This is a genomic window from Dyella sp. OK004 (genome assembly GCF_900114495.1).
In the GTDB taxonomy this organism is placed as follows: domain Bacteria; phylum Pseudomonadota; class Gammaproteobacteria; order Xanthomonadales; family Rhodanobacteraceae; genus Dyella_D.
In genome coordinates this window covers 87,761-106,199 of the sequence record NZ_FOZI01000002.1, presented here as the reverse complement: position 1 = coordinate 106,199, position 18,439 = coordinate 87,761, and the positions used below count along the sequence as shown (strand labels likewise).

Here is an 18,439-nt window from a genome sequence, read left to right as displayed (position 1 = left end):
TCTTATGAAGAATTTCATTATTATCATTCAATGACGCATTAATTAGCATCCTTCTCGCGCAAAATTTTTTCGCAAATTTTGAGAAGAATTGGTTTCATGAATTATTCGATCATCGGTTTCGGCGAAGTGGGCCAAGCCCTCGCTCGCGCCTTCGCACGTAAGGGCATCCAAGTGACCGTCGCTAGCCGGCGTCCGCCCGACGCACTGGCACCGCAAGCGCAGGCGATTGGCGAGACAGTCATCCCCAAGGCGTTGCAGGAAGCTCTCCAGGTCGACGTCATCATTCTCGCGGTGCCGTTTCGGGAACACCCAGCCGTCGCCAAGGCGCTGGCCCATTGGCAAGGCAAGACGGTCATCGACGCGACCAACGCGTATGGCGTGCCCGTCGAAGAACTGGGCGGCATGCCGTCCTCCTCCGTCATCGCCAAGGCGTTCTCTGGCGCCAAATTCGTGAAGGGCTTCAACCATCTGCCTGCTGGCTTGCTGGCCGCCGATCCGAACGTCGAAGGCGGGCGCCGCGTCGTGTTCCTCGCCAGCGACGACGACAGCGCAGTGCCGCCAGTGGCGGCTTTGGCCGAACACCTCGGCTTTGCGTCGGTATGGCTGGGCAAGCTCGCTGAAGGCGGCGCGCTCGTACAGGCACGCGGACGAAGTTGGGCGCCGCTCATTTTCCAGAATTTGGTCAAGCCCGACTAAAGCGAACCTGGCAATTCATCACACACCCTTCAAGAGAAAACCATGTACGAAACCATCAAATGGCCCGAAGCAATGAAACCTAGCCGCTCGCCGATTCACTTTACCAATGAGCTGGAAGTCGCCGCTTCGGTCGAGACGATCTGGTCGTTGCTCACCGATCCCAATGCGTGGCCGAGCTTCTATCCCGGCGTCCAGCATCTGCAGCTGCTGGACGGTCACAAGCGCTTCGGCGCAGGTACGCGCTTCGAGACGAATCTGGCAGGGCAGGACGTCTACGCATCGGTGCAGGAGTTCGAGCCGATGACGCGCATCGCCTGGGGTGGCTACCCGAAGGTCGCCGAGAACTCCAAGGCCTATCACGCCTGGATCATCACGCCCACGGCCAACGGCTGCCATCTGTGGACCGAAGAAACGATGCAAGGTCAGCACTGGATCGAATTGGCCAGGCAGGCGCCAGACATTTTCTGGCTCACTCACGAAAAGCTGCTCAAAGCCCTCTCCGAGGTTGCAGTCGCCCGCGAGAAGCCGCGCGCCTAGGTATCGGGATGATGAACATGATCGACAAAGTGATTTGGCCCGAGCGTTACGATCCGAAAATTTCGGCGATCTACGCGCTCAATGACATTGATGTGAAAGCGCCACCGGAAGTGGTGTGGAAGCTACTGGTCGATGCAGAGCGTTGGTCGCGTTACTTTCCCGCCGAAGATCAAGTGAAAATCCTGTCCGGGGAATCGGAATTGGCACTGGGCACGCGCTACCACCGAGTGACGGTCGGCTATCCCATGTCGTTGGTGGTGACCGAATGCGTACCGAATCGCCGGCTGGCGTGGACCACGACCGTCGATGGCGATGAAACCGGTTCGAGTGCCTACCATGGCTGGGTCATCACGCCCACGGACGACGGTTGCCACGTGTTGACCGAGGAAACGCAGCAAGGCGAGTTCTTTCTCGACGTGATCGGACGCCAGCATCCCGGCGCGCTGTATCGCTATCACCAAGACTGGGTTGAGCGCCTCGCCCGGGCGGCGGAAGCGCAAGCGGCGACCTGATTAGTGTCGAGTCTCAGCCGGGCGTTGTTAGCTCCTCCCCCTGCTCGCGACGCGAAGCTAGTCCCGTGGGACAGGGGGAGGTTGGGAGGGGTAAGCCCTTGCGAAAACCTCTCCTGGAAGCGCTTTCTCGCGAGCAGGGAAGGCAAGCATTCGCCCGGCTGAGACTCGACACTAATCAGGAGTGGCGAAGCAGGCGGGCTGACCATTCCTCAATCGGAGAGAAATTCCATGCATATCGAACTCAAGGGACGCAAGGCGATCGTGACGGGCTCCACCGCCGGCATTGGCCGCGCGATTGCCGAAGGGCTGGCGCGTGCAGGCGCGTCGGTGGTAGTCAACGGACGCACGCAGGAACGCGTCGATGCCGCGTTGCGCGAGATGCGCGCCTTGTTGCCGAAAGCCGAATTGACCGGCGTCGCCGCGGACGTCGCCACGGCAGAAGGCTGCGCGGCTCTGTTCGCGCAAGCGCCGGACGCGGACATTCTCGTCAACAACGCCGGCACCGCACGTCTGAACAATTTCTTTGATCAAGACGACGGCGAATGGCTCGACCTGTTCCAGCTCAATGTGATGAGTGGCGTGCGTACCGCACGCCATTACGTACCGAAAATGACGGCGAACGGCTGGGGACGCGTGGTGTTTATCAGCAGCGAATCCGGGCTGAACATCCCGAAGGAAATGATCGACTACGGCGTCACCAAGACGGCGATACTGGCCGTCTCGCGCGGGTTGGCCGAGCTCGTTGCGGGTACGGGTGTCACCGTCAATGCTGTGCTGCCGGGCCCAACCAACTCCGAGATTTTGTCCAACTGGATGAAGTCGACGGCGCAGGAGCAGGGCATCACGCAGGAGCAAGCTGAGCAACAGTTCCTGAACACCGCGCGCCCGACGACGCTGATCAACCGCTTCGCCACCACCGAAGAGGTCGCGAACATGGTGGTATATGCCTGCTCGGCACAGGCTTCTGCGACTACAGGTGCTGCACTGCGAGTCGATGGGGGCGTCGTTCGTTCGGTTGCCTGAAATACGTGGTGCGGCAACGACGTCAATGGAACTGCGTGCGCGGCCACCCTCACCCAGTCGTCTCATCCAGTTCCCGCAAGCGAATTTCGCCTTTTCATGTTCGTCTAGCCCACAGTTATCCAGGAACTGTCTCGCATCGTGACCCGGACGATACTGGTAAGGAAAGTCTGAGCAAAAGGGGGCGGAAGTAGTTAAGCGGGCGACCAGCGTTGCTTAGCTATCTATGGCGACCCGCAACTCAGCGAAACCCACGCCATAGATAGTCGCGCGATCAGCAGCTGACATGTTTTGCATATGCCATGCAGGCCAATCCCTACAGACGTCCATTTGATCTTTTGCTAGCTTCGTTCCGTTGCTTGCGGAGTCTGTTTCACGTCGACGCAAGCAACCATTGCAATGATGCAGTGTAGAAGCGCGAGCCAGAGGTGCTAGGAACACCCCTGACTCGCTAGCCAAACCAACTAACGTGGAGTTGATATGGCTAAGCCAGATCATACGGTACTTGCTCGCCCGCCAAACCCCTCGGCGGCACCCTCACCGATAAACCGGGCCGTTCGCGTTATCAGCGAACACGATTGAGGAACCGCGGCGCTGCCGTTTCCATGCGAATCCGCTGATGCCGATGCACCCGGCGCGTTGCCGTGTGCATCGATGGAAAGGGCCGTCGCTGCAATCCACTTCTTCAATCACACCGCGCCGATGCTCACGCATGAGCCGTTGGTGAGCCCTTGAGTCCTGTGATCGCCCTGCGGCACGTTGTGCGTTGCGCACGATGTGCCGCACCTGGGCGAAACGACTGTGCCTACATCGAGGAGATATCGCTATGGTCCGCACCACACGCAGCTCGCAACCCATCGCGTGGCACTACGTCCTACCCGAATCAGCGCATCACCAGTTGTGCGAGATACGTGATGCGCTACAACAGTTGGCCGATCTTGCGGCCCGTTCTGATCCGAAGGCGAAGCCGTTGAAGGTTGATCCCAAGCCTGCCTTTGCCTGCTTCGGTACTTTTGCGGGCGAGCTCACCGTCGTTATTGATAGTTGCCAGTGGCGATGGCCTGGCTGACCGAAATGCCGGAAAGCATTGCGGTCCACCAGAGATGTTCTCGGCAATCGCAACGAATGTGAGGTTAGACGTTACGTCATGAAGCAGGCGATGCGGTTGCCGGGACCACGGCGCGCCGCGATCCCGGCAAGACGGACTAGAGCGATACGGTAAAGCTGACCGGGCCGTTCAACACGCCGTAGCCATCGTTGTAGAGATACCAGGCGGTGTAGTTGCCGGGCGATAGCGCGGACGTGTCGAACGCCACGTTGCCGTTGGCGGTGGGCACGTATTGCCAGGTGATCGACGACTGCGACCCCGGCGTGTTGCCGGCGTTGTAGATGCCCACCCAGTTGGTGGTGCTTTGCTTGGCGCCGGTGGTCGCATAGTCGAACACGATGCGGCCACCTTGCGGCACGGTGACCGTCGTGGTGGACAGCGTCGGTGCCGGCGGTGGCGGTGCGGCGGGTGCAAAGGCGTCGTTGATCGGCGCGGCGTAGGTGTCGTTTGCGGTCAACGAGGCGAGACCAAGTGCCTGTTCGATGGTGCGGCCGACATGGAAGTGGTTGTAGCTGACGGAGCTGCCGTAGCCGGCTCGTACCGCGCCCCGCGAATCGACCAGGATGGTCGCGATGTGATTGCCGGAACTGTTGGACTTATCCGCGGACTCGTCCCAGGTCAGGATCAGCAGCGAACGTTGGCCGGTCCATGCCGGCGAGTTGAGAATCGGTTGCAGGGTCTGCTGCAGCCAGCCATCTTGTACTTTCAGGCTTGCCGAAGAGCCGTTGCCCGAGGCTTCGCCATCGTAATAATCATCGGCGGCCAGCCAGGCGAAGTTCGGCGTGGTTGCCGCGGTTTGCAGATCGCTGGTGAGCTGGCTCAGATCCACCAGGTGCGCCTGGCAACGCGCAGCGTCGTTGCTGATGTTGGTGAAGTTGATAAACGGTGCATCGTCGGGCGCGTAGTACGAGTCGTAGTTCTTGTTGGTATTGCACGGCGTGCCCATGCCTTGCTCGTACGCCTTCCAGGTCTTGCCCATGGCTTCCAGGCGATCGCCGAGATGCGGAGCAGCGACATGGATGTTCGGGTAATAGATCGCTCCCTGCACAAAATTATCGCCACCGGCGATGGCGAGATAGTTTTCGTCGCTGGGGTGATAGGTGCCGCTTGAATTCATAAGCAGCGTGCCGCGCTGGGCCAGGCTGTTGATGAAGGGCGCGTCGGTGGTGTCGCCGATGACCTGGCTGTAGGTGGTGTTCTCCATCATGACGATGAAGACATGGTCATACGCCGGTACGTTCGAGGCTGGAGAGGTGAGCGCCGGCGCCGGCACTGGCGTGGAAAGCGTCAATGACACGTTGTCGGCATAGCCGATGTTGTAGGAGGCGCTGGTATCCACAAAGCGCAGCAGCACAGAAATCGAACGCGTTCCTACCGGCACCGCATTGCTGATCGCTCGCTGCAAAAAGGCGTTCTTGTAACCGCGATCGGACGCCGTCACCGTGGGCACCGCTGCCGATGCGCCAATCGGCTGACCGTTGGCATCGAGAAAGGTCGCGCTCAGCACGGTATGGGCGCTGTAGATGCCGTATCCGCCCAGCCAGCCGGAAAGCGTATAGGTCGTGGTGCCCGTGTCGATCGCGGTGCTCGCGGCTGATACATCTACGCGCTGCTGCAGCGTGGAGTCGCCGTACGGACCATCGGCAAGAAAGGCCTTGCCTTGCGCCTGCGCGTTGGGCGTGGAAAAACTGGCCGCGGTGTAGCAGACAACGCTGGGGTTGCCATGAAGTACCGTCCAGCCAGGCACTGTAGTGACGGCGTTCCAGTCGGGCGAGCAGGCGGCCGCCTCGCCATCGCCACCGACGATCAGGTTCGCGCTGGTGTAGGTGGTGGCTACTGCGGCGCCCATGGGGCAGGTCGCAACAATCAGCAAAGCGGCACTCAATGCCGCGCGGTAAGTTCCCTTCATGGATGCATGGCCTGTCGGCGCCCGCCATTGGGCGCGGTGATGCTTGGCGCCTTTCATGACAGCCGTATTCGCACGGCACCGTAAAATCATGCATCTGTGATCCGTGTTGCGGTTTGCCGCACGGGTGCTCGCCGCGACATTCGAATTGCGGCTCGTGGGCAAACCCCGTCTAATGCGTCAAACCTTGCCTATGTCGCCGACATGAAATCCCCGAACCCTGTGAGTGAACGTTCGCCACCTCCACCGATCGGGGCTTTGCTCCGCGAATGGCGGGCTGCAAGGCGAATCAGCCAGCTCGAACTCGCCTTGCAGTCGGATATGTCGGCGCGGCATCTGAGCTACGTTGAAACAGGCAAGGCGCAGGCGAGCCGCGAGATGGTCTGCCGCATGGCCAAGGCGCTCAAGCTTCCGCTGCGCGAACGCAATACATTGCTGCTCGCTGGTGGCTACGCGCCCGAGTACGCCGAGAATCCGCTGGCTACGCCTGCGCTCGGCCGCATGCGGCAGGCGATTGAATTGATCCTGGCGCACCAGGAGCCGTATGCGGCCTTCGTGTTGGACCGGCACTGGAACGTGCTGATGACCAACCAGGCCGCCGTGAGGATCAACCGCCTGTTGATGCAAGGTCGCGAGAGTCCGCACGCCAATCTGCTGCATCAGGTGTTCGACCCGAAAGATTTCCGCTCCGTCATGGCCAACTGGCCGGAGGTGGCGGAGAAATTTATCCACCACCTTCATGAGCAGCTTGCTTCCGTTCCGTCCGATCAGCGGTCGCAGCAACTCTTGAACGAGATACTTCAGTATCCCGACGTACCGGCCAGCTGGCGCTTCCGCGATCTGAAGAACGAGCCCGACCCGGTGCTGACCATCGTCTTTCGCAGTGACGAAGGCGAACTGCGCTTCTTCGAAACCATCACCACATTTTCCATGCCACGCGACGTCACGCTCGACGAGTTGCGGATCGAATGCGCTTTTCCCGCGGACGACCACACCGCCGCCGTGTGTGCCCGGCTGGCGGCGTCCGAAGCCTGAGTCTTCAGTCGGTGTGCCCGGCGGCAATGCGGGCATGTTTGGTGATGTCATCGGGCAGGGCGTGGAATTCGATCAGAAGGCCAAGGTCGTCCTGCGTCGGCGCCAGGAATGAGCGGCCCAGCAATCCGTCGTACCCCGTGATGTACTTTTCGTAGCCGCGCTCGACCCATCGCTTGGCCCGGTCGATGTCCGCGACGCCAATGCTGACACCCAGCACCTGCGGCCCTCCGTTGCGCAGCGCGTCGGCAGCGCGCCCCGCGCCATCCGGTTGAAGTAGAAGGACACGCTTCTGCCCGACTGGTACCGCATACCCGCGCGCGGCTAACTGCGAGAGCCGTATCGGCGTAGCGCCCTTGAATCCCATCCGCTCGAATTGCTTGCGGTCCGCATCAGCATCCGACGACAGCAGCCAGAACTCGGATACTTCGCGCGCACTGTTGGGATGCTCGCGCAAAATCCGGTCATCTGCGATACGGGCCGGCGAGGTGGGGCTCAGCGGGTAATCGATAAAGAACAGACTGCTCGAGAGCGGCTGTTTATCGAATGCGAAAAGGCGCCAGCGCAGTGGCTTCGACGGACCTTCGCCATCGGGGTCTGTGGGCGATGACGTGAAGATGGCGGTAGGATTCAAGCCTTGTTGTTGCAGGAGCGTGCGGGCCTGTTCCAGTGTCGAGGAGCGCAGGCCAAAAGTCCGGGCACCAGGGCCGCCATGCAATGCGACCTGGTCCGCGCGGCTGCCGGGATCCATGTCGGCGTCTGGCCGAGTGATGCTTTCCAGTTCCAGATAGCTGCGGTCGGGCATCCGCACAAAACGGTTAATCACGCCAGAAGGATTTCTTCCTGGCCTGACCTGGAATCCGAGTTTGACCGCCATGACCGCCGTCGTCTGATCCATATCGCGGCCCCATAGCAGCACATGGTCGAGCGAACTGGTGGTGGCGAGTGATTCTGTGCCCGCTGCAGGCAGGCTCAGGCCGAAAGTCAGTAACAACATGGACAAAAGCATGGTCGGTCGCACAGCGCGTTTACTCCGTGGGTACATCGGGCCAGGGTGGGGCGTCGACATCAATGCATGCTTGCGTGTGCACGGCATGCGAGCAATAACCTCGGAGGTTATGGCCCGCATGCCGACGGATCAAAGGCCGGCACCGACCTTAGCGCTTATCGCCGTGTAAGTTTGGTCAAACTCGCGCCCGAGTTCGAGCAGGCCGCTCACGGCGTATTTCGAGAGCAACGCTTCTGGATCGAGCCAGCGCAAGGTGACCTTGCCCGCCTCGTCGGCCATCACGACGATCTTCAGCGGCGCCTCCAGCAAGGCTGAAGGATCGAGGCCGAGCAGCCGGACCATGTAGCGCGGATGGAAGAAGAGAATCTGCCATGTCTGATGGATCGCATAGCCGCCTTTCTTCAGCAGCATCTGCGGATCGATCTCGTGGATGATCCAAAAGTCGGCCTCCTGGAGTGCCTCGCGTACGAGCTGAAGCGTTTCCTCGAAGCCGTGGCCGGTGGTCACCGATCGCTGGAAGGCGTGGTGCTGGAGCTGGCCATAGTCAACGTCGTGCATGGTCTCTGTCGCGGTAGTCATATTGCGCCTCGGTCAGTCGAATTCACGGCGTGCCACTGGTAAAAGGCTTCACGGTACCGAACCGCCCGGCGTGATAGTCGGCGGTCACTTGTTCTATCTCGTCGTGGCTGTTCATCACGAAGGGTCCCTTCTGCACGATAGGTTCGTTGATCGCAGGACCCGCGATGGCCACGAACTTGACGCCAAGCTTCACTTCACTCGCCGAAGCGCGCACCTGCACTGTCCCTGTGCTCTCGGCCGTGATGACGGTGGCTGCGCCGGAGGGCAGCACCACTGCCTTGTCACCTTCCGCTGCGCCGAGTCCCAGCGCGGTCAGATCGCCGTCTCTGGCATACAGCCAAAGACTCCAGCCTGCTGGCAGCGGGAGATTGACGCAGGCATCGGCATCGAGCCGACCATCCACGATCAGAATGGGCTCGGGGGTCGGAAGAGGGGATGTCCTGCCACCCAGCGAGCCGGCTAGCACGCGCATGCGCACACCTGGTGCCTCGATAACGGGTACATCGTTTGCCTGTATCAACATCGTGGCGGGTTCGATGCGCTTGAGCCGTTTTGGCAGGTTGACGAACAACTGCAAGCCATCGAGTCGGGCGTGCTCGCCTTCCGGCTGCTGGGTATGCACGATGCCCTTGCCTGCCAGCGTCCAGTGCAGGTCGCCTGGCTCGATGCGGTGATCGTTATGCACGCTGTCATGGCTGCTCATCCAGCCCTGGGTTTCCTCGAACAACACGGTTACTGCCGACATGCCCGCATGCGGATGCAGCTCGAACGTCGGCCCTGTCATCACGAAATGATCGGCCAACACCAGGGGACTCATGGCCTGTCCAAAGTCGGTGTGGCGAAACTGGCGGATATGGCAGTGCGCGCCAACGGCATGCGGTTCGCGCGTCACTACGCGAGAGAACCGCAGGCCGCTTGGCGTGAGGATAGAGGTCGACATGCATTTTCCGTGAAGAGGGGATGCGGGGGAGTGGGGTGCGGAAGGTATTACGGAATGCCATGCGTCGAGCACCCAACTAAAGGCAGGGTGATGTGCGGTTCATGGTGATCGATAGCACCTGCGGCGTTGCGCATCTGCTCTTGGAATGAGGGAAATCACCGCCTCCCGATGGCGGTGATTTTTTTCGACAGGTTGAAGCAAGTCAGCGGGAGTGTGAGAAGCGCCGCAAAAATGCCTGCGCTGCTTTCCAGTCGAGATACTTCCGCTTTAATCACGACATGAGAGCTGGTAATGGCCCTCATGCAATGGCGGCGATGCGCTCAGTCCAGCGGCCGCACCCAGATATTACGGAAGCTGATGGGCTTCGAGTGGTCGCCGTGCGCCTGGAGCTTGATGGGGGCGTCGGCGTACGCCACGTATTTCGGCTTGCCGATGTAGACGGTTTCCCCGGCAAGCTCGGTATGGTTCTGTACCAGCACGCCGTTGTGGAACAGCGTCACGTAGGCTGGTGATTTCAGCGTGCCGTCGGCGGCGAACACTGGTGCCGTCCAGATCACGTCATAGGTTTGCCATTCGCCCGGCGGGCGCATGGCATTGGCCAGGGGCGGCGTCTGTTTGTAGACGCTGGCGGCCTGTCCGTTGACGTAGGTCTTGTTGTTCCACGAATCGAGAATCTGGATTTCGTAGCCTTCGTCGGCCGGCCCGGTCGATGCCGCGAACAGGCCGCTGTTGCCACGTGCCTGGCCTTCGCCGGTGATGTCCTTGGGGACCTGCCATTCCAGGTGCAGCTGATAGTTCTTGAAGCGGCGCTTGGTCTGGATGTTTCCCGTAGCCTTGTCGACCGTCACTACGCCGTCATGCACTTTCCAGCGTGCGGGCGAATGGTCCTTGGAAGCTTCCCACTGATCGAGGCCGCGACCGTCGAATAGCACGACGGCATCAGCGGGCGGCGCACCATCCTGTTTGCCCGGCATCACGACCTTGGGCACTGGCTCCCACTGTTCGGTGGCTTTGGGGTCGGTGGGTTGCGCTGCGGTGGGGGCGGTCTGTGCCCATGTGGGCAATGCGAACACGAGTGGAACAAAGGCAATCGCGATTCGTCGTTTCATAAGCATCCCCAATGAGCTGATCAGTGCGGTCTGGGTAACAAGCGATTTGCTCCTCCCCCTGCTCGCAGGGGGAGGTTGGGAGGGGGTGAGCCCTTGCGAAAAGCTCACACGGAAGCGCTGTCTCAAGTACTTACCCCTCCCCAGCCCTCCCCTGCGAGCAGGGGAGGGAGCAAACAACCGGTGTTGCTGATATCCACTAGAACATCAGACCGTGCATATCTGGAACGCCTCGGCGAAGGAGGCGAATGGATCGGGCTGTGCCGGCATGAATTCGTGCGCGATGAAGCCCTGGTAATTCAGATCCGCGATCGCCTTGGCGACGGCGTGGTAGTTGAGCTCCTGGGTACCATCGATCTCGTGTCGCCCCGGCACGCCACCCGTATGGAAGTGCCCGATCCACTGGATGTTGTCGCGGATGGTGCGGATCACGTCGCCTTCCATGATCTGCATGTGATAGATGTCGTAGAGCAGTTTGACGTTGGGCGAGCCGATGCCCTTCATCACGGCAACGCCGAACGCAGTGTGATCACCCTGGTAGCCGTGGTGGTCGACCTTGCTGTTGAGCAATTCCACACAGAGGGTGATGCCGTTCTCGGCGGCATAAGGTGCGATTTTGGAAAGCCCCGCCACGCAGTTATCGACGGCTGCGCGCTCGTCGATGCCCGCCTTGCGGTTGCCGAACATGGTGATCAGGTTGGTCACGCCGGCGCGCTTGGCGAGCGGGATGGTCGCCTCCAATTCCTTCAGCAACGTGGCGTGGTTGGCCGGGTCGTTGAAGCCCATTGCGATGAAGCTCTCGCGACGATCGGGAGAGACCAGCTTGGGATAGCCCATGGAAACGGACAGGCCGCTGTCGTTCACCACCGACCATTCGTCCGGATACAGTAGGTCGACGCCGGCAAAGCCAATGGCCTGGAGGCGCTTGCATAATTCGGGAAGGGGCGCCTTGGAGGTCCAGCGGCTGAGGGATTGCTTGAGGCGGCCGGGCGTCGCCTTCGCCGATGCAGACTTGCCGGCAGTAGTTTCGGCGGACACCAGCAGCGATGTGGCGCCGAACGCTGCGGCGGCAGCGATCTGGCCAAGCGCTGCGCGGCGGGTGATGCCTCGGGAATCGGTGGACATAGTTATTCGAGCCCCAGCACTTGGCGATTGAACGTGCGATTGGAGCCGGTCGCGGCAAAATCGTCGAACGCGCGATCGGTGACCTTGATGATGTGGTCGCGGATAAAGGCCGCACCTTCTTTCGCGCCCTGCTGAGCATCCTTGATGCAGCATTCCCATTCGAGTACAGCCCAGCCCGGATAGTCGTACTGCGCCATTTTGCTGAAGACCGCGCCGAAATCGATCTGCCCGTCACCCAGTGAACGGAAGCGCCCGGGGCGGTCGATCCAGCTCTGATAGCCGCCGTAGACGCCGGAGCGTCCGTTCGGCCGGAACTCGGCGTCTTTCACGTGGAAGGCGCGGACGCGCTCGTGATAGAAGTCGATGAATTCGAGGTAGTCCAGCTGCTGGAGGACCATGTGGCTGGGGTCGTAAAGGATGTTCGCGCGCGGGTGGTGTCCGACGGCATCGAGAAAACGCTCGAAGGTAGCGCCGTCATGTAGGTCCTCACCGGGATGCAGTTCATAGCAGACATCGACACCGGCTTCGTCGAAGGCATCGAGGATCGGGCGCCAGCGTTTGCCGAGTTCGGCAAAAGCCTCTTCGATCAGCCCGGCCGGGCGTTGCGGCCAGGGGTAGAACAAGTGCCATGCCAGTGCGCCGGAGAAGGTCGCATGCGCGGACAACCCCAAATTTTTGCTCGCCGTTGCCGCAAGCTTAAGTTGCTGCACGGCCCAGGCTTGGCGTTCCTGTGTATGGCCGCGCAGCGCGGCGGGTGCAAAGCCGTCGAACAAGCGGTCATAAGCGGGGTGCGACGCTACCAACTGCCCTTGCAGATGCGTGGACAACTCAGTCACTGCGATCCCGTGTTCAGCCAGCATGCCGGCGATGTCGTCGCAATAGGTTTTGCTCGCCGCCGCCTGTTCGAGGTCGAACAGGCGCTTGTCGTTGGAGGGAATCTGCACGCCAACGAAACCCAACGACGCTGCCCAACGAGCGATGTCAGGCAGCGTGTTGAACGGCGCAGCGTCGCCCGCGTACTGGGCGAGGAAAATACCCGGCCCTTTGAGTGTCTTCATGCGTCAGATCCTCAGGACCGTTTCGACCGCCCAGGCCTTGCCGTTGCCCGCCTTCGACAGTGGAATATCGCCCTGGTAACCGCCGGGCACGGCCGCGTATTGCAGCACCTGCGTGCAGCCGGGCTCGGACATGAAGAAGCCCAGCATGGCCAGCTTCTTGGTCATCAGCACGAAGGCGGGTGCCGAGGCCGGTTCGAGATCCTTGCCCTTGGCCAGCGCCTGTTCGTGCAGTTTGACGACCAGCGCCTTGCGTCGCGCTGCATCAAGCTGGAGGAACGGCTTGCCGCTCTCCTTCTCGAATGCAGCCAGCGCGTGGAGGTAGCGCTGCTGCTCTTCGGGGGTATAGACGTCCTTGAACATCTGGTCGATGAAGCGCGGCACGCCCGCATCGACCGCGCCGGGCGTATCGGAGCGCGGGATGATGATGTCCACCACCGCGGCCACCAGGTCGCCCTGCGCTTTGCTGAAGAATTGCGGGGTGGCGCCGCCGTTCTGCGCGGCGGCGTGGGCGTCGAACACGGCCAGCAGCGACGGCGCGGCCACGGCGCCCACAGCCAGCGCGGACATGCATTTCAACCATTCGCGACGATTCATGGCGTCTCTCCTCAGATGTTGCCGCGCTTGAGTTCTTCCACGGCATGGGCGGCCGCGCGCGCGGTCATCGCCATGTAGGTGAGCGACGGGTTCTGGCAACCGGAGGAGGCCATGAACGAGCCGTCGGTGACGAAGACGTTCTTGCAGGCATGCATCTGGTTCCACCCATTGAGCACCGAGGTTTTCGGGTCGCGGCCCATGCGTGCGGTGCCCATTTCATGGATGCCGGCGCCGACGTTGGCCTCGATCTTGAACGATTTCACGTCGCGATAGCCGGCGGCGGTCAGCATCTCCATCGCATCGTTGATGATCTCCTTGCCGATCATCAGCTCATTCTCTTCATGCGCTGCGTCGAAGTTCAGCACCGGCATGCCGTATTTGTCCTTGCGGCTGGTGTCCAGGGTGACCTTGTTGCGATGGGAGGGCAGCATCTCGCCAAAGCCCATCATTGAGACGGTCCAGGGGCCGGGTGTTTGCGCGGCGCGCTTCAGCTCGTCGCCGAGCACGGGTGTATCCACCAGCCGCGTCCAGTCGCGGCGGCTCGCGCCGCCCTGATAGCCGTAGCCGCGCAGGTACTGGCGCTTATCGCCGCCGATGTTGCGGTAGCGCGGAATGTAGAAGCCGTTGGGCCTGCGGCCGGTGTAGTAGCGGTCCTCGTGGCCGTCGACCAGCGCGTGCGCACCGCTGCCGAACAGGTGGTCCATGATGTTGTGGCCGAGCTCGCCGCTGTCGTTGCCGAAGCCGTTGGGGAAGCGGCTGGAGGTGGAGTGCAGCAGGATATGCGTGCTACCGAAGGTCGACGCGCACATGAAAATGACTTTGGCGAAGTACTCGGTCTGGTGGCCGGTTTCGGCGTCCAGCACACGTACGCCAGTGGCCTTGCCTTTGGCGTTGTCGTAGATCAGCTCGTAGACGATGGCGTTGGTCACCATGGTCATGTTGCCGGTTTTCTCCGCTGCCGGCAGGGTAGAGGAGTTGCTGCTGAAGTAGGCGCCGTAGGGGCAGCCACGCATACATAGATTGCGATACTGGCAGGGCGCGCGCTGCGGGCTCTTGTCGTGCTTGAGCGGCCCGGAAAGGTTGGCTGTGCGGCCGATGATCAGCTTGCGGCCACCGAACTTGGCGGCAATCTTGTCGCGGAAATCCTTCTCTACGTTGGTCAGCTCCATCGGAGGCAGGAAATCACCATCCGGGAGCTGCGGCAGGTGTTCGATCGAGCCGCTGACGCCGATGAAGTTCTCGACGTAGTCGTACCAGGGCGCCACATCCTCGTAGCGGACGGGCCAGTCCACGCCGACGCCTTCTTTGCCGTTGGCCTCGAAATCCATCGGGCTGAGGCGATAGCTCTGCCGACCCCACATCAGCGAGCGACCGCCGACGTGATAGCCGCGGAACCAGTCGAACGGCCGGGTTTCCTCATAAGGATTATCGAGGTCGTCGACGAACCAATGCTTGGTGGACTGTGTGATGCCGTAGAAGGAGGGGCGCGTATGGATGGGGTGGCGCGCGATGTCCTCCCGCGTGGGTTCGTCGGCATAAGGCAGCTCCCACGGTGCCTTCATCGCCGTGGGGTAATCGCCGTGCTTGACCATGGGGCCGCGGTCGAGCACCAGGGTCTTGAGCCCCTTCTCGGTCAGTTCTTTAGCCGCCCAGCCGCCGCTGACGCCGGTGCCGACGACGATGGCGTCGTATGTGTTCTTTTCCATGCGGGTCCCTTGATGCAAGGTAACGATCAGTAGAAAGACGCGCCGTTCAGCGCAGTGGACGCAGGTAGGCGTAGTCGATACGCGCGGCGTCGAGCTGGCTCATGCGCGCGAAGGGGCCCTCCTGTTCGACGAAGCAGTGTTTCAGCCCGGCCTTGTCCGCCGCCGCCATGATCGGTTTGTAGTCGACCGTGCCGCGCCCGAGTTCGGCACCGGGGAAATCCTTGTCCGTATGGGAGGCCAGGAAATCCTTCGCGTGCATCAGCGGAATGCGGCCGGCATTGGCCTGGAAAATGTCGGCAGGATTCTTGCCGCCGATATGGACCCAGCCGCAATCGAGTTCGAACTTGACCAGGTGCGGATCGGTTTCCTTGAGCAGCACGTCGTAGAAGGTCTGCCCGTTGCCGACGTCGGTAAATTCCAGATGATGATTGTGGTAGGCGTACTGAAGTCCTGCCTTCTTGGCCTTCTCGCCGATCCGGTTGGCGTACTCCGCAGTGCGCTTGGCCTCGTCGAGGGAGTAGGTCGGTTCCGGTGCGTTCTGGCCCTTGGCGGCCTGCTCCTTCTGCATAATTGAAGGCAGCATGCTGCTGACGATGTACTTCGTGCCGAGCGTATGCGCGGCCTCAATGCCGGGATCGATGCCGAGGCTGTCGAAGTGCAAGCTGGGGCAGGCGAGGCCGGCGCCGTTTAATTGATCGCGCAGGGTCTTGGCCGTGCTGGTGACAATGGCTTCGATTTCCGTGTAGCCGATGGCCTTGAGCGTCTTGAGCGCGCCGTTCGGATCGTCCTGGTACGCCTTGAGCACCATATACAGCTGGATACCGAGCGGCTTGCCTTGGGCGGCGGCGGCGAGAATTTTTCCGGGCATGCTGGTGGCCAACCACGCGGCGCTGCCGCAAAGGGCGGATCGAGTCAGGAACTGCCTGCGAGTCATCATCATGTCGTTTTCTCTGGGGCGGTCAGGTTGAAGCAGGAGAAAGTTGGGATCAGTCGGTAACGGTGACGGGGTTGCCGACCGTGCCTTTGCGGTCCTTGAACATCAGTACGAACAGCACCAGGACGAGCGCGGCGCAGCCACCGGCGATCAGCCAGATCGCGTGCCAGTCGTGGGCGCCGGTCGTGGCATAGGTGTCTACAACCAACCCGGACATCCAGGAGCCGACAAACATGCCCAGGCCGTAAGTCAGGAAGGTGATCAGGCCTTGCGTCGCTGCGCGCAAAGCAGACGGCGCCTCGCGGTCGATATAGATCTGGCCGACGACGAAGAAGAAGTCGAAGCAGATGCCGTGCAGGATGATGCCTAGCCACAGCATCCACATCAGTTCGCCGGGCGCGCCGAAGGCAAACATCACATAGCGCAGCACCCAGGCCAGCATGCCGACGGCGAGCATGTACTTCACGCCCAGGCGCCGGAAGAACCAGGGGATAAGCAGCATGCAGAGAATCTCCGACATCTGCCCGCCGGTCATTTTGCCGGCGGCGTTGACCACGCCGACTTCATTGAGAAACAGATTGGTGAACGCGTAGTAGAACTGCAGCGGAATGCAGATCAGGAATGAAGCCAGGGCGAACACTGCCATCGAGCGATCGCGCAGCAGGTGCAGGGATTCGAGAGGCAGCGCATGGCGCAGTTCGAAACGCTGGTGGCGTGCGAGCGGTGGCGTCGAGGGCAGGGTGAAGCAATAGCCCGCCATAACGACCGAGAGCGCGGCGGCCAGGTGCAAGGGTGACGCGGTAGCTTCCACCCCCCAGGCACCGACGACCAGGCCCACTACGATCCAGCCGATGGTGCCGAACACGCGGATGGCGCCGAATTCTTCCTGCGGATCCTTGATGTGCCGCATCGCGAGCGAGGTGGTGAGCGCCAACGTCGGCATGTAGCAGAGGCTGTAAGCGAGCAACGCGGCATACAGCACCAGGAACGAACTTTGTTGTGCGGCGACCACCAGCAGTACGGCACCGAGGACGTGCAATGCGACCAGCACGCGGCGCGTATCAAACAGACGATCAGCGAGTAGTCCGACGAACAGCGGCGAAATCATCGCGCCGATCGCCGTGGTGCCCGCGATGGCGCCAATTTCCTGGCCGCTGAAATGCAGCGTCTTGCCCAGCCAGGTGCCGACCGTGACGTACCAGGCACCCCAGATCGCGTACTCGAACAGCATCATCAACCTAAGGCGCCATTTCATCCCCGCGTTCCCCTTTTACGTTTTGGTTCGAGCCGATTTTCGACGAGATGTTCTTCGATGCTCTGCCATACGCCGCCCGCGGCGTGACTCTTGAGCATGGCGTCGACCACAAGGCTGTTGCGATACCCGTCGGCGAAGGTCGGCAAGGCGGATGGCTTCGTCTCGGGTGTGCCGCCGTGGCGTATCCACGCATAGGCATCGGCCATCAGGTTGCGGAAGGCGTCGCTCCAGCCATCCGGATGACCGGCAGGCAGTTGCGTATAGCCGCGCACGGAGGGATCGAGCAACGCCGGATCTCTGGAAAGCAGTGTGTTCGGCTGCGCGTGATGACCGATCCACAGTTCGTTGGGTTGTTCCTGCCGCCACGCCACTGAGGCGAGGCGGCCGCTTACCTCCAGGCGCAGGTCGTTCTTGTGACCGGGCAGCACCTGCCCCACGGTGACGCAGCCACGGGCGCCGTTGTCGAAACGCAAGAGCACGCTGGCCAGATCTTCACTGGCGATCTTGACCTCGCGCCGTTGCGCCGATTTCGACTTGGCGAAGGCCTTGGTCGACTCGGCGGGCGCATGGCGGATCGGCACGGCCGTATGCAAGTCGGCCAGTACCGCCGTGATCCGTGCGCCGGTGACGTGTTCGGCAAGATCGCACCAGTGCGAGCCGATGTCGCCAAGCGCGGAACTGGCACCGCCCAGCTTCGGATCGAGGCGCCACGAATAGGTCTGCTCGTCAGTCAGCCAGTCCTGCAGATAGCAGCCATGCACGAATACCGGAGCACCGAGCTTGCCTTTGGCAATCATCGCGCGCGCTTGCTGCACAAGCGCGTGACCGCGGTAATTGAAAGTGACGACATGCGCCACGCCGGCTTCGCGTGCGGCTTCGTAGAGCTCGCGGCTTTCCTGCACGTTGCTCGCCAGCGGCTTGTCCGAAATCACGTGCTTGCCGGCACGCAGCGCCGCCAGGGAGACTTCCTTGTGCAAGTAATTGGGCGTGGTGTTGTGCACCACCTGCACGGCAGGGTCGGCGATCAGTTCCTGGTAACTCGCGTAGGCGTGGCCGGCGTTGAGTTCGCGTGCCCTTTTTTTGGCGGACGCGAGACTGGAGCCGGCGATGCCGATGATCTCGACATCACCCAGGCGGCGTACGGCATCGAGGTGATGCGCGGCGATGAAGCCGGGGCCGACGAGCCCCATGCCGAGTTTCTTCATGGACGCGTCCCCCGGAAGGGGCGCTTTGCGGAGCGTTCAAACGGGGAATACAGCGGGCCGTTGTGGCCGGGATGGAACGGAAACGCAGGTGCCGTGCGTGACGCTGCACTGACGCTG

At 61.6% G+C, this 18,439-nt stretch carries 18 protein-coding genes; 6 read left to right on the top strand and 12 right to left on the bottom strand.

Translation table 11 applies throughout. From position 1 onward, the window contains the following. The first annotated feature begins 96 nt into the window (after nucleotides 1–96). The 5 genes from BM338_RS07195 to BM338_RS07175 all read left to right on the top strand — a co-directional run bounded on the left by BM338_RS07195 (nucleotide 97) and on the right by BM338_RS07175 (nucleotide 3,834). Entirely contained in the window at nucleotides 97–696 is a 600-nt protein-coding gene (locus tag BM338_RS07195; protein ID WP_090450221.1) for an NADPH-dependent F420 reductase, read from the top strand. Between the two features lie 42 nt (nucleotides 697–738). Continuing rightward, nucleotides 739–1,233, top strand: a complete 495-nt coding sequence (locus BM338_RS07190) for an SRPBCC domain-containing protein (protein WP_090450220.1) — start codon at nucleotides 739–741, stop codon at nucleotides 1,231–1,233. A 17-nt stretch (nucleotides 1,234–1,250) separates the two neighbouring features. After that, nucleotides 1,251–1,745, top strand: a complete 495-nt coding sequence (locus tag BM338_RS07185; RefSeq protein ID WP_090450219.1) for an SRPBCC domain-containing protein — start codon at nucleotides 1,251–1,253, stop codon at nucleotides 1,743–1,745. 228 nt (nucleotides 1,746–1,973) lie between these two features. Continuing rightward, entirely contained in the window at nucleotides 1,974–2,768 is a 795-nt protein-coding gene (locus BM338_RS07180; RefSeq protein ID WP_090450218.1) for an SDR family NAD(P)-dependent oxidoreductase, read from the top strand. Between the two features lie 823 nt (nucleotides 2,769–3,591). Further along, a complete protein-coding gene (locus BM338_RS07175) occupies nucleotides 3,592–3,834 on the top strand; it encodes an XAC0095 family protein (RefSeq protein WP_090450217.1) in 243 nt (80 codons plus the stop codon). Nucleotides 3,835–3,970: 136 nt separating this feature from the next. Here the strand turns inward: BM338_RS07175 and BM338_RS07170 are convergent, their stop codons facing one another. Continuing rightward, nucleotides 3,971–5,782 (bottom strand): alkaline phosphatase family protein, encoded by a 1,812-nt coding sequence (locus BM338_RS07170; RefSeq protein WP_177229265.1) that lies wholly within the window; start codon nucleotides 5,780–5,782, stop codon nucleotides 3,971–3,973. Between the two features lie 96 nt (nucleotides 5,783–5,878). Between BM338_RS07170 and BM338_RS07165 the strand changes: the two genes are divergently transcribed. After that, nucleotides 5,879–6,814, top strand: coding sequence for a helix-turn-helix domain-containing protein (locus BM338_RS07165; RefSeq protein WP_255367226.1), 936 nt, complete (start codon nucleotides 5,879–5,881; stop codon nucleotides 6,812–6,814). A gap of 4 nt (nucleotides 6,815–6,818) precedes the next feature. Here BM338_RS07165 and BM338_RS07160 read toward each other — a convergent pair whose 3' ends face one another. The 11 genes from BM338_RS07160 to BM338_RS07110 all read right to left on the bottom strand — a co-directional run bounded on the left by BM338_RS07160 (nucleotide 6,819) and on the right by BM338_RS07110 (nucleotide 18,322). Next, complete coding sequence (locus BM338_RS07160) at nucleotides 6,819–7,820, bottom strand: VOC family protein (protein ID WP_090450214.1); 1,002 nt, start codon at nucleotides 7,818–7,820, stop codon at nucleotides 6,819–6,821. A gap of 129 nt (nucleotides 7,821–7,949) precedes the next feature. Continuing rightward, nucleotides 7,950–8,378, bottom strand: coding sequence for a DUF302 domain-containing protein (locus tag BM338_RS07155; protein WP_177229264.1), 429 nt, complete (start codon nucleotides 8,376–8,378; stop codon nucleotides 7,950–7,952). Between the two features lie 43 nt (nucleotides 8,379–8,421). Then, nucleotides 8,422–9,339 (bottom strand): pirin family protein, encoded by a 918-nt coding sequence (locus BM338_RS07150; protein ID WP_090450212.1) that lies wholly within the window; start codon nucleotides 9,337–9,339, stop codon nucleotides 8,422–8,424. A 320-nt stretch (nucleotides 9,340–9,659) separates the two neighbouring features. Further along, a complete protein-coding gene (locus BM338_RS07145) occupies nucleotides 9,660–10,448 on the bottom strand; it encodes a 3-keto-disaccharide hydrolase (RefSeq protein ID WP_090450211.1) in 789 nt (262 codons plus the stop codon). A gap of 204 nt (nucleotides 10,449–10,652) precedes the next feature. Further along, nucleotides 10,653–11,570 carry a hydroxypyruvate isomerase family protein gene (locus BM338_RS07140; RefSeq protein ID WP_090450210.1) on the bottom strand — a complete coding sequence of 306 codons (918 nt, stop codon included), beginning with the start codon at nucleotides 11,568–11,570 and terminating at the stop codon, nucleotides 10,653–10,655. A 2-nt stretch (nucleotides 11,571–11,572) separates the two neighbouring features. Continuing rightward, nucleotides 11,573–12,628: a sugar phosphate isomerase/epimerase family protein gene (locus BM338_RS07135; protein ID WP_090450209.1), complete on the bottom strand. Its 1,056-nt coding sequence runs from the start codon at nucleotides 12,626–12,628 to the stop codon at nucleotides 11,573–11,575. 3 nt (nucleotides 12,629–12,631) lie between these two features. After that, nucleotides 12,632–13,222, bottom strand: a complete 591-nt coding sequence (locus tag BM338_RS07130; protein ID WP_090450208.1) for a gluconate 2-dehydrogenase subunit 3 family protein — start codon at nucleotides 13,220–13,222, stop codon at nucleotides 12,632–12,634. Nucleotides 13,223–13,233: 11 nt separating this feature from the next. Continuing rightward, complete coding sequence (locus tag BM338_RS07125; protein WP_090450207.1) at nucleotides 13,234–14,928, bottom strand: GMC oxidoreductase; 1,695 nt, start codon at nucleotides 14,926–14,928, stop codon at nucleotides 13,234–13,236. A gap of 46 nt (nucleotides 14,929–14,974) precedes the next feature. After that, nucleotides 14,975–15,868 carry a sugar phosphate isomerase/epimerase family protein gene (locus tag BM338_RS07120; protein ID WP_255367225.1) on the bottom strand — a complete coding sequence of 298 codons (894 nt, stop codon included), beginning with the start codon at nucleotides 15,866–15,868 and terminating at the stop codon, nucleotides 14,975–14,977. Nucleotides 15,869–15,914: 46 nt separating this feature from the next. Further along, nucleotides 15,915–17,117 (bottom strand): nucleoside permease, encoded by a 1,203-nt coding sequence (locus BM338_RS07115; protein WP_090450206.1) that lies wholly within the window; start codon nucleotides 17,115–17,117, stop codon nucleotides 15,915–15,917. Next, nucleotides 17,114–18,322, bottom strand: coding sequence for a Gfo/Idh/MocA family protein (locus BM338_RS07110; protein ID WP_090450205.1), 1,209 nt, complete (start codon nucleotides 18,320–18,322; stop codon nucleotides 17,114–17,116). Before BM338_RS07110 ends, BM338_RS07115 begins: the two co-directional genes overlap by 4 nt. Nucleotides 18,323–18,439: the final 117 nt, after the last annotated feature.

What these genes read in the sequence shown, in the direction of transcription:
- BM338_RS07195 (WP_090450221.1), top strand. Translation starts at nt 97, where the DNA reads ATGAATTATTCGATCATCGGTTTCGGCGAAGTGGGCCAAGCCCTCGCT.
- BM338_RS07190 (WP_090450220.1), top strand. Translation starts at nt 739, where the DNA reads ATGTACGAAACCATCAAATGGCCCGAAGCAATGAAACCTAGCCGCTCG.
- BM338_RS07185 (WP_090450219.1), top strand. Translation starts at nt 1,251, where the DNA reads ATGATCGACAAAGTGATTTGGCCCGAGCGTTACGATCCGAAAATTTCG.
- BM338_RS07180 (WP_090450218.1), top strand. Translation starts at nt 1,974, where the DNA reads ATGCATATCGAACTCAAGGGACGCAAGGCGATCGTGACGGGCTCCACC.
- BM338_RS07175 (WP_090450217.1), top strand. Translation starts at nt 3,592, where the DNA reads ATGGTCCGCACCACACGCAGCTCGCAACCCATCGCGTGGCACTACGTC.
- BM338_RS07170 (WP_177229265.1), bottom strand. Translation starts at nt 5,782, where the DNA reads ATGAAGGGAACTTACCGCGCGGCATTGAGTGCCGCTTTGCTGATTGTT.
- BM338_RS07160 (WP_090450214.1), bottom strand. Translation starts at nt 7,820, where the DNA reads ATGCTTTTGTCCATGTTGTTACTGACTTTCGGCCTGAGCCTGCCTGCA.
- BM338_RS07155 (WP_177229264.1), bottom strand. Translation starts at nt 8,378, where the DNA reads ATGCACGACGTTGACTATGGCCAGCTCCAGCACCACGCCTTCCAGCGA.
- BM338_RS07150 (WP_090450212.1), bottom strand. Translation starts at nt 9,339, where the DNA reads ATGTCGACCTCTATCCTCACGCCAAGCGGCCTGCGGTTCTCTCGCGTA.
- BM338_RS07145 (WP_090450211.1), bottom strand. Translation starts at nt 10,448, where the DNA reads ATGAAACGACGAATCGCGATTGCCTTTGTTCCACTCGTGTTCGCATTG.
- BM338_RS07140 (WP_090450210.1), bottom strand. Translation starts at nt 11,570, where the DNA reads ATGTCCACCGATTCCCGAGGCATCACCCGCCGCGCAGCGCTTGGCCAG.
- BM338_RS07135 (WP_090450209.1), bottom strand. Translation starts at nt 12,628, where the DNA reads ATGAAGACACTCAAAGGGCCGGGTATTTTCCTCGCCCAGTACGCGGGC.
- BM338_RS07130 (WP_090450208.1), bottom strand. Translation starts at nt 13,222, where the DNA reads ATGAATCGTCGCGAATGGTTGAAATGCATGTCCGCGCTGGCTGTGGGC.
- BM338_RS07125 (WP_090450207.1), bottom strand. Translation starts at nt 14,928, where the DNA reads ATGGAAAAGAACACATACGACGCCATCGTCGTCGGCACCGGCGTCAGC.
- BM338_RS07120 (WP_255367225.1), bottom strand. Translation starts at nt 15,868, where the DNA reads ATGATGATGACTCGCAGGCAGTTCCTGACTCGATCCGCCCTTTGCGGC.
- BM338_RS07115 (WP_090450206.1), bottom strand. Translation starts at nt 17,117, where the DNA reads ATGAAATGGCGCCTTAGGTTGATGATGCTGTTCGAGTACGCGATCTGG.
- BM338_RS07110 (WP_090450205.1), bottom strand. Translation starts at nt 18,322, where the DNA reads ATGAAGAAACTCGGCATGGGGCTCGTCGGCCCCGGCTTCATCGCCGCG.